The sequence below is a fragment of the Kribbella turkmenica genome (assembly GCF_004348725.1).
Lineage (GTDB): Bacteria > Actinomycetota > Actinomycetes > Propionibacteriales > Kribbellaceae > Kribbella > Kribbella turkmenica.
This window is the reverse complement of sequence record NZ_SMKR01000229.1, coordinates 1-9,516: the sequence shown is the minus strand read 5'-3', so window position 1 is coordinate 9,516 and position 9,516 is coordinate 1. Positions and strand designations below refer to the sequence as shown.

General features: G+C 70.5%; 10 protein-coding genes. 8 read left to right on the top strand and 2 right to left on the bottom strand.

Annotated features, from left to right (window positions below; all coding sequences use genetic code 11):
* The coding region (locus tag E1218_RS32995) for an integrase core domain-containing protein (RefSeq protein WP_165949223.1) at positions 1–132 on the top strand (132 nt) is incomplete at its 5' end.
* On the opposite strand, the gene E1218_RS32990 is transcribed toward E1218_RS32995, so the two are convergent.
* A complete protein-coding gene (locus E1218_RS32990; protein WP_132326967.1) occupies positions 129–482 on the bottom strand; it encodes a hypothetical protein in 354 nt (117 codons plus the stop codon). The genes E1218_RS32995 and E1218_RS32990 overlap by 4 nt on opposite strands.
* A 241-nt stretch (positions 483–723) precedes the next feature.
* Between E1218_RS32990 and E1218_RS32985 the strand changes: the two genes are divergently transcribed.
* The 4 genes from E1218_RS32985 (at position 724) to E1218_RS32975 (ending at position 6,709) form a co-directional block, all read left to right on the top strand.
* Positions 724–2,781 (top strand): HelD family protein, encoded by a 2,058-nt coding sequence (locus tag E1218_RS32985; protein WP_132326966.1) that lies wholly within the window; start codon positions 724–726, stop codon positions 2,779–2,781.
* Between the two features lie 75 nt (positions 2,782–2,856).
* On the top strand, positions 2,857–2,985 hold the full coding sequence (locus E1218_RS37880) for a SigE family RNA polymerase sigma factor (RefSeq protein ID WP_267900345.1): 129 nt from the start codon (positions 2,857–2,859) through the stop codon (positions 2,983–2,985).
* A gap of 135 nt (positions 2,986–3,120) precedes the next feature.
* Positions 3,121–4,935 (top strand): ABC transporter ATP-binding protein, encoded by a 1,815-nt coding sequence (locus E1218_RS32980; protein ID WP_233712632.1) that lies wholly within the window; start codon positions 3,121–3,123, stop codon positions 4,933–4,935.
* Entirely contained in the window at positions 4,919–6,709 is a 1,791-nt protein-coding gene (locus tag E1218_RS32975; RefSeq protein ID WP_132326964.1) for an ABC transporter ATP-binding protein, read from the top strand. Before E1218_RS32980 ends, E1218_RS32975 begins: the two co-directional genes overlap by 17 nt.
* On the opposite strand, the gene E1218_RS36855 is transcribed toward E1218_RS32975, so the two are convergent.
* Complete coding sequence (locus E1218_RS36855) at positions 6,700–6,912, bottom strand: hypothetical protein (protein ID WP_202866325.1); 213 nt, start codon at positions 6,910–6,912, stop codon at positions 6,700–6,702. The two genes, E1218_RS32975 and E1218_RS36855, sit on opposite strands and share 10 nt — an antisense overlap.
* Before the next feature lie 76 nt (positions 6,913–6,988).
* On the opposite strand from E1218_RS36855, the gene E1218_RS32970 reads away from it, so the two are divergent.
* The 3 genes from E1218_RS32970 to E1218_RS32960 form a co-directional block, all read left to right on the top strand.
* Positions 6,989–7,444, top strand: a complete 456-nt coding sequence (locus E1218_RS32970) for a transglycosylase SLT domain-containing protein (protein WP_202866324.1) — start codon at positions 6,989–6,991, stop codon at positions 7,442–7,444.
* Positions 7,445–7,449: 5 nt separating this feature from the next.
* Complete coding sequence (locus E1218_RS32965) at positions 7,450–8,043, top strand: class I SAM-dependent methyltransferase (RefSeq protein ID WP_233712633.1); 594 nt, start codon at positions 7,450–7,452, stop codon at positions 8,041–8,043.
* Between the two features lie 38 nt (positions 8,044–8,081).
* The coding region (locus tag E1218_RS32960) for a M81 family metallopeptidase (RefSeq protein ID WP_132326963.1) at positions 8,082–9,516 on the top strand (1,435 nt) is incomplete at its 3' end.

Here is a 9,516-nt window from a genome sequence, read left to right as displayed (position 1 = left end):
GAATCAACCCACCATCGCAACGCGGCCCTACCCCACTGGCTCCACTTCTACAATCATCACCGACCCCACAGCTCAATCGGCGCCCAGCCACCCATCACCCGACTGACCAACGTCCCTGGACATCACACCTAGGCGTGCTCGCCGTCGAGGAGCTCGTGGAGCTCCGCGACCGCGCTGGTGATGTCGTCGTAGTCGTTCTGGGCGGCCCGCGACTCCGCGCTGATCACGCCACACCGGTGGACCCGGCGGAAGTCGCCGTACGGGAACTTGTAGTGGCCCTTGGTCTCCGCGTCCATGTCGGTGTCGATGCCGAGGTACCACTGGCCGTACTCGCGCCACCCGTGCTTGTCGAGATAGGCGTTCTCCCGGTCGGCGGTCGGAGCGTGCTCGCTCCAGTCGTCCCGCTCGTCCAGGGTGGTCCGGCCCTTGCGGACGAGGCTTTTCGCGTGGTCGAACGCGGTCTTGTTCAGCTTCACAGTCATCGTCTGCAACCTCCGGCGGCCCCGGTACCCGGGCGGCGGAGAGCTAGTCGGCCGGGCCCGGCCGATATTCGGTGGCCGCCGCGGGGGAGCGCTGGTAGCGTGCCGGGTCTGTCTTTTCCGGGTGGCTTCGCTGCACTGCGTGAAGGATCGCAACGAACCGGGTTCGCCGGGGCGGGATCTGCTGATTGCCGCCGGTCCGTCGTTCGCACATCCGACACACCACGAGTCGAGGCTTCCTTCGATGGTCGAATCCGTACCCATACCCCCTGACGAACTCTCCGCCGAACGCGACTTCCTCACCGCGGCCAGGTCCGCGCTGGCCCGCATGCACCGCGACGTCGAGGGCCGCGAGGTCCCGATGATCGGGGGCGAGGACAATGACGAACGCTTCACCAACGAAGCCAACCAGCGGGCCCACGAGCAGCGGACGCTGGCGCTGGTGGACATGCCCGACGTACCGCTGTTCTTCGGCCGGCTCGACTACGAGGCCGGCACGATCGAGGAGCTCGACCGGATCTACATCGGCCGCCGGCACGTGCACGACGGGAACGGGGCGCCGCTGGTGATCGACTGGCGGGCGCCGGTGTCGGTGCCGTTCTACCGGGCGACCCGCAGCGACCGTCAACGGGTGCTGATGCGCCGCCGCTACGGCTTCTCCGACGTGGCCGAGCTGACCGGTTACGAGGACGAGCCGCTGACCGAGGCGGACGGCGCCGACCAGGCCGACGCCTTCCTGCGCGCCGAGATCGAACGCCCCCGCACCGGCCCGATGCGCGACATCGTGGCCACCATCCAGCCCGAGCAGGACGACCTGGTCCGGGCGCCGTTGCACCCGACCGTGTGTGTGCAGGGTGCGCCCGGCACCGGCAAGACGGCCGTCGGCCTGCACCGCGTCGCCTACCTGCTCTACACCGAGCGGGAGCGGTTGAGCCGTGGCGGTGTCGTGATCGTCGGTCCGAACCACTCGTTCCTGTCGTACATCCGCAAGGTCCTGCCCGCGCTGGGTGAGGTCGACGTCCGGCAGATCACCATCGACGAGCTGATCACCCTGCCGGCGGCGGCCACCGACGAGCCGGAGTCCGCGCGGGTCAAGGGCGATGCCCGGATGGCCGGGGTGCTGCACCGGGCGCTGTGGTCGTACGTCGGGAAGCCGGCCAACGGAATCCTGTACAGCAAGGGCTCCCAGCGCTATCGGGTGCACGACTACGAGGTCGTGGACATTGTCGCCGCCCTGCGCGAGTCGACGCGGTACGCGCCGGGACGCAACGCCCTCGCGCAGCGGATCGCGCACGCCGTTCTGGTCCTGATGGAACGACGCGGTGAGTCGCCGGACGACCGGGTGCAGAACGCCGTGGCCCGCTCGAAGCCGGTGAAGGAGCTGGTGGACGCCGCCTGGCCGCGGGTCGCGCCGGAGCAGGTGCTGCACCGGCTGTTCTCGGACGCCGGCTTCCTCGCGGAGGCGGCCGGTGACGAGCTCACCGTGGACGAGCGCGCCGCGCTGCTGTGGAACAAGCCGCCGCGGTCGTGGAAGTCGGCGAAGTGGTCCGAGGCCGACACGATGCTGCTCGACGAACTCGAGGACCTGATCGAACGCCGTACCGGCTCACTCGGTCATCTCGTCCTGGACGAGGCGCAGGACCTGTCCGCGATGCAGTTGCGGGCTCTGGGACGGCGCTGCCGCACCGGCTCGGTGACAGTGCTCGGTGACCTGGCCCAGGCGACGACCCCGTGGGCCGCGGGCCCGTGGGAGCGGGTGCTCGGTCACCTGGAGAAGACCGACGGCATCGTGGCCGAGCTGGATCGCGGCTTCCGGGTGCCGGACCAGATCATCGACTTCGCGGCGAAGCTGCTCCCGCAGATCGCGCCGACGCTCGGAGTGCCGCGCGGTGTCCGATCGGTCGAGGAGGCGTTGAGCGTCGTCCGGACCGACCACGACGCCCTCGCGGACACGCTCGTCGCCTCCTGCCGGGCCGCGCTCGCCGGGGAGGGTTCGGTGGCGCTGATCGCGGCCGACGAGCAGATCGCGCAGCTGCGCGACGCCCTGGCGGACGCCGGGCTCGAGCCGGCCCTGCTCGGCGAGACCGGGGACGAGATGGACACCACCCGCCTGGTCTGCGTCCCCGCGACCCTCGCCAAGGGGCTGGAGTTCGACGCGGTCGTGGTCGTCGAGCCCGCGCGCATCGTCGCGGCCGAACCGCGCGGCCTCCACCGCCTGTACGTCGTCCTGACGCGGGCCGTCAGCCGTCTCCGGATCGTCCACGCCGAGCCCCTGCCCACCGCGCTGAGCCGCCTGGCCTAGCGCGATCCGCCGCATGCGACCCCGGTGGCCTGGCGATCCGTCTTCAAGGGGGGCAAAGGAGAGTGGGAGGCACGAATGGCGGATCGTGACCAGGAGTTCGTCGAGGCGATGAACCTGTCGTTGCGACGGACCGCCTTTCTGGTCTGCGGAGACCGGCACAAGGCGGACGACGTCGTCCAGGACGCGCTGTACGAGCTCTACTGAACGCCGGACACGCCTCGGCCTGAGCGATCGGCATCGCCGTCCGGACGTGACCGGCCGATGGGTCGTCGCGATCGGCGGCTTGCCCCCCGATCAACTCGGATGCTTTTGTCGGTGGGGGTCGTTACGGTCGGTTGGGTGCTGACTCTGCTGCGGTACGGCTTGCGGGTCTCACCTGGTAGCACCGCCTTGACGATGGGCCTCGCCGTACTCGGCTCCGTGCTGGGGATGGGGGTCACGTTGCTGACCGGTCAGGTCGTCGGAGCTGTTCCAGGTGTGATCGACGCTGCCCCTGGAGCGATGTCGCCCGGCGCGTTCGGCTGGCTGCTCGCGGCGCTGCTGGCAGTGTTCATCGGGCAGAGCCTGACACCGGCATTCCACCAGGTGGCGTCGCAGATCATGGACGCGGCGCTGGTGCGCGACATCGGGGCCGGCATCACCGAGCCGCTGCTCCGGCCTCGCCGGGTCGCGCACCTCGAGGACACCGAGGTGCTCGACATGCAAGAACGCGCCAAGGGCAAAGGCGGCTTCCACCTCGCGCAGGGCCTGGCGAACCTGCCCTGGCTGCTGGCCGGCCGGTTCACACTGATCGGCTCGGCGGTGATCGTCGGGGTGATGTTCTCCTGGCCGGTCGCCGCGATGCTCGTCGCGGTGACCCTGCTGCTGGAGTGGTACGGCGGCCGGCTGATCGCGCGCGAGATCGACGTGTGGTGGGGCAACACCGAGGAGCAGCGGCGGGCGAACTACCTGTTCGACCTCGGCATGCGGGACGCGCCGAAGGAACTGCGCGTCTTCGGCCTGCACGGCTGGCTGGTCGACCGGTACGTCCGCGAGTGGACCGCCGGCTTCCGCCCGGTCTGGGAACGACGCCGCCGGAACGTGAAGTGGACCGCCCTCACCGGCGGACTGCACCTGGCTGCCAACGGCCTCGCGGTCCTGCTCGTCGGCCGGGCCGCGCTGAACGGTGACCTGCCGTTGACCGAGGTGGCGACGACCGTGCCCGCGATCCTGTCCATCGGCGCGTCGATGAACTCGTACGGCGTCGTTCAGGTGAAGCGCGGGCTGTCGGCGTACCGTGCGATGGCGGAGCTGCCCGGGACAATCGCCCAGCGCCACCCCGAGCCGGCCACGATGACCCGGCACCGGGTGGAGACGATGCCGGCCCGCGAGGTCCGGTTCGAGAACGTCGGTTTCCGCTACCCGGGATCGGACGTCGACGTACTGCGCAACCTGGACCTCACGCTCCACGCGCACGAGGCGCTCGCCCTCGTCGGCGTCAACGGGGCCGGCAAGTCCACGCTGGTGAAGCTGCTCGGCGGTGTGTACCGGCCGACCGGGGGACGCATCCTGGTCGACGGCGTGGACCTGTCGGAGCTCGACCTGGCCGCCTGGCAGCGGCGGATCGCCGCGATCGTGCAGGATTTCTTGCGCTTCCCCTTGTCGGTGACCGACAACGTCGTGTTCGGCGCGATCGAACGCGCCGACGACGAGGTCTCGCTGGCCAAGGTCGCGCGCGAGTCTGGTATCGACCACGTCGTCCGCGGGCTGCCCGGCGGCTGGGACACCGTGCTCGACAAGACCTTCGACGACGGTGTCGACCTGTCCGGCGGGGAGTGGCAGCGGATCGCGCTGGCCCGGGCGCTGTTCGCCGTACAGGCCGGGGCCGGGGTGCTCGTGCTGGACGAGCCGGCGGCGGCGCTGGACGTGCGGGCCGAGGCCGAGCTGGTCGAGCGGTATCTCGAGCTGACCTCCGGTGTGGCGTCGTTGATCATCTCGCACCGGTTCTCGGTGGTCCGCAACGCCGACCGCATCTGCGTGCTCGCGGACGGGCGCATCGTCGAGGACGGCACGCACGAGGAGTTGCTGGCCGCGGACGGGACGTACGCCGGCATGTTCCGGCTGCAGGCCGAGCGGTACGTCGCCTCCGCGGAGAGCGATGCCCAGGATGCGTAGCCTCCGGATCGCCTGGCTGTGGCTGGCGACCTCGTTCCGGGCCGCTCCACTGCTGATGGCGATCTCGACGCTGCTCGTCGCGGCGCGCGCGATCACCGCACCCGCCCAGACGTACGGCGTCAGCCGGCTGGTCGAGGGGATCGCGGAGGACCGGTCGAACACGATCGCGCTCGGCATCGGCATCATCGTCGGCGGCCTGGCCGTCGCGTTCGTCGCCGACATCCTCGGCTGGCCGCTCCAGGACACCGCTCAGGAGCGGATGGCCGGCCGGGTGCACGCCGATTTGCTGGACGTGACCACGGGCATCCCGGGACTGACCCACCACGAGCGGCCCGACATCGCCGACCGGCTCGAGCTGGTCCGCGAGCGCGCCTGGCGGATGGGCGTCGGCGCCGAGGTCCTGCTGTGGGCGTTCGCGACGATCGCCAACACGGTCACCGTACTCGGGTTGCTCGGGTCAGTGCACCCGCTGCTGCTGCTCCTGCCGCTGCTCGGGGCGGCCCGGATCTGGTCGGCGTACCTGAGCAGCGTGCGCTCGCACAAGGCGTACGAGGACTCCCTGCCGCAGGAGCGGCTGGTCGACAAGCTGATCGAGGTCTCGAAGGACGCCCGGACGGGGCTCGAGGTGCGGGTCTTCGGGCTCGGGAAGGTGTTGCTGGACAGGATCTTCGCCCTGCAGACCGAGCGGTTCCGGCGCCGGGTCGAAGCCGCGCGCTGGGGCGGGAAGGTCGACGGGTCCGTGCGGCTGGTGTTCGGTCTCGCGTACGCCGGCGCGATCGTCTGGGTGATCGCCCGCGCGCGGAACGGGCAGCAGTCCGCCGGCGACGTCGTGCTCGTCCTGCTGCTCGCTCCGCAGGTGGATCAGATGACCGGCGGGATCGCGCGCAACGTCTATTGGGTCGGCGAGGTCGTGCGCAGCTTCAGCCGGTACGACTGGCTGCGCGAGTACGCGAAGGACAACTCGTGGCGTGCCAGCGCCGACCCGGCGCCGGCGCGGCTGCGGTCCGGCATCGAGCTGCGCGGGGTCGGGTTCGCCTACCCCGGCACGGATTCCGCCGTACTGAGCGATGTCGACCTCATGGTGCCCGCGGGCTCCGCGGTCGCGCTGGTCGGGGAGAACGGGGCCGGCAAGACGACGCTGGTCAAGCTGCTCGCACGGATGTACGACCCGACGAGCGGTCGTATCCTGGTCGACGGGGTGGACCTGGCCACGATCGCGCCGGATGAGTGGCGGTCACAGCTGTCGGCCGGGTTCCAGGACTTCGTCAAGTTCGAGTGGACGGCACGCGAGGTCGTCGGCGTCGGCGACGTACGACGGTCCGACGACGAGGCAGCCGTGCTCGCGGCGGTGTCGCGGGGTGACGCGGAGTCGGTTGTCGCGGGTCTGCCGCGCGGCCTGGACACGCAGTTGGGCAAGAAGTTCAGCGACGGCGTCGAGCTGTCCGGCGGGCAGTGGCAGCGGCTCGCGTTGGCGCGGGCGTTCATGCGCGAGCGCCCACTGCTCCTGCTCCTCGACGAGCCGACCGCGGCTCTGGACCCGGAGGCCGAGCACCGGTTGTACGAGCAGTACGCCGCGGCCGCCCGGGTCGCGGCCGCCGAGACCGGCGGCATCACGGTGCTGGTGTCGCACCGGTTCTCGACCGTCCGGATGGCCGACCTGATCGTGGTGATGCACAACGGGCGGGTCGAGGAGGTCGGCAGCCACGAAGCGCTGGTCGCCGCGGGCGGCCGGTACGCGGAGCTGTTCGAGTTGCAGGCCCGGGCCTACCGGTGATGCTCTAGGTTTGAGGTCGTGGCGAAGCAGTGGGTGTGGATCGCGGTCGGTGGTGTCGCCATGGGCGCGCTGGCCGCCCGGTGCGGTGACCCGAACAGCTCTCCAGCGGGCACACCGCCGGTTGCTTCGGCCTCGCCGTCGGTTGCTTCACCCACGCCTTCATCCACGCCTTCACCCACGCGTTCAGCCACGCCCTCATCCACGCCCTCATCCACGCCTTCGGCTACGAATCCGAAACCGTGGTACGAGGATTACGACCCGGCACAGTTCGCCGCCCAGGTGCGCAAGTACGCCGCCCAGGCGGGCATCCGGCCGCAGTTGCTGATGGCAATCTTGTACAACGAGTCGTACAAGCCGCACGACCCGGAGCTCGAGCGGTCGTGGGCGAAGATCGACTCCGATCCGGCGTTCGGGATCGCGAACATGCACCGGCCGGCGTTCGACGACACCAAACGCGGCCGCCCGTTCGCCAAGCGGAAGTGGGAGGAACTGCCGGACGATCCCGCACTGGCCATCCAGGCGGCCGCCTGGCACCTGCACGACCTGGCCGAGCGGCTGCCGTCGAAGCGCTCCACCACTCTGACGGAGGACGAGTTGCTTGCCTTGGGCTACAACGCCGGCGGCGGCAACATGCGGGCGTTCGCGCGGGGCGCCGAACCGGGGTCCCAGGCGCGGTCCTACCTCGACCGGCTGCACGAGAACTGGGGCAAGTCGGCGGAGGCGGTGCGCACGTGAACGAGATGCACGTCCACAACCCGCGGTGGTACGAGATCACCTCCGCGATCGGGTTCGGCGGCCGGCGCCGGCGCGTGTACGACGGGTTGGTCAGGCGGAGCGGCGTACGCCCGGGGGACCGGGTGCTCGACGTCGGGTCCGGCACGGGCTACCTGAGTGGCCGTGCCGCGCTGGCCGTCGGTCCGTCCGGCCGGGTCGAGGGAGTGGATCCGTCGCCGACGGTCGTTGCCTATGCCAACGAGCAGGCTCCGGCCAACACGACGTTCCGGGTGGCCGGTGCGGAGCGGCTCCCGTTCGAGGACGCGTCGTTCGACCTCGCGCTGTCGTGTCTCGCCGTCCACCACATCCCGGCGGACGACCGGGTACAGGCCTTCGCCGAGCTGTTCCGGGTGCTGAAGCCCGGTGGGCGGCTGCTGATCGCGGACTTCCGCCCGCCGACCGGCCGGCTGTCGCGGCTCGCGATCGCGGCGTTCAGCGGTCACGGCGCGGAGGACGTACGGCTCACCGACCTGGCCCTCGGGGCGGGCTTCTACATCGTGGAAACCGGTCGCCGGCCGCCTTTGCTGTGCTTCGTGCGCGCCACCCGGCCGTCCGGATAGGGTCGTTGACGGACATCTGACAACAGAAGGGCAGCTCGGTGACCTCACCCTCCGGAAACACCCCGTCGGAACCGCTGCGGATCGGCATTGCCGGGATCGCGATCGAGTCGAGCACGTTCTCGCCGCACCGGAGTACCGTCGACGACTTCGCGGTGCTGCGGGGCGCGGAACTGCTCGCCCGGTACCCGTTCCTCACGCCGGGGTCGGAGCTGACCGAGGGCGTCGAGTGGGTCCCGCTGCTGCAGGCGAAGGCGGTGCCCGGCGGGCCGGTCACCGAGGAGACGTACGAGCAGTTGTCGACCGAAATCTACGAGCTGCTCCGGGCCACAGGGCCGCTGGACGGCGTGTTCGTCGACATCCACGGCGCGATGAGCGTGGTCGGGCGGACCGACGTCGAGGCGACGTTCGTCGCCGGGATCCGGTCGATCGTCGGGCCGTCGGTGCTGCTGTCGGCGTCCATGGACCTGCACGGGAACGTGTCGCGGCCACTGGCCGAGACGCTCGACCTGATCACCTGCTACCGGAAGGCGCCGCACATCGACGCCTGGGACACGCGGGAACGCGCGGTCCGCAACCTCATCGCCCGGCTGCGGTCCGGCGGGCGGCCGCAGAAGGCGTGGGTGCAGGTGCCCGTGCTGCTGCCGGGGGAGAAGACGAGCACCCGGATCGAGCCGGCCAAGGGGATCTACGCCCAGGTCGACGAGGTCGAGGCGATGGACGGCGTGCTGGACGCGGCGATCTGGGTCGGGTACGCGTGGGCGGACGAACCACGCTGTCAGGCCGCGGTCGTGGTGAGCGGTGACGACACCGACGTGATCACGACGCAGGCGCAGCGTTTAGCGGACGCGTACTGGGATGCGCACGAGCGGTTCGAGTTCGTCGCGCCGACCGGGACGCTCGAGGAGTGCATCGACCAGGCGCTCGCGAGTACGGCGCGGCCGTTCTTCATCAGCGACTCCGGCGACAACCCGACCGCGGGTGGTGCCGGTGACACCTCGTGGACGCTGGACACGTTGCTGCGTACGCCGGCGATCGTCGAGTCGGACCTGACCACGATCTACGCCGCGATGGTGGACCCGGCCGTCACCGCGACCGCGATCGAGGCCGGGGTCGGTGCGACCGTGAGCGTCGAGGTCGGCGGCAAGATCGACTCCGGGCCGTGCGGTCCGGTCCCGCTGACCGCCGAGGTCGTCGCGGTCGAGCCGGCCGAGGGCATCGTCGTACTGGGTGTCGGTGGACTGCGGGTGATCGTCACGTCCCGCCGCAAGCCGTACCACCTGGAAGCCGACTTCAAGGCTCTCGGCCTGTCCCCGCGCGACGCCGACCTCGTCATCGTCAAGATCGGCTACCTCGAACCCGAGCTCTACGCGATGGCCGCGGACTGGCTCCTCGGCCTCACCCCCGGCGGCGTCAACCAGGACCTCCTCAGCCTCGGCCACAAGAACATCGTCCGCCCCATGTACCCCTTCGACC

Coding starts and splice junctions, on each gene's coding strand:
- E1218_RS32990 (WP_132326967.1), bottom strand. CDS start 482: ATGACTGTGAAGCTGAACAAGACCGCGTTCGACCACGCGAAAAGCCTC.
- E1218_RS32985 (WP_132326966.1), top strand. CDS start 724: ATGGTCGAATCCGTACCCATACCCCCTGACGAACTCTCCGCCGAACGC.
- E1218_RS37880 (WP_267900345.1), top strand. CDS start 2,857: ATGGCGGATCGTGACCAGGAGTTCGTCGAGGCGATGAACCTGTCGTTG.
- E1218_RS32975 (WP_132326964.1), top strand. CDS start 4,919: ATGCCCAGGATGCGTAGCCTCCGGATCGCCTGGCTGTGGCTGGCGACC.
- E1218_RS32965 (WP_233712633.1), top strand. CDS start 7,450: ATGCACGTCCACAACCCGCGGTGGTACGAGATCACCTCCGCGATCGGG.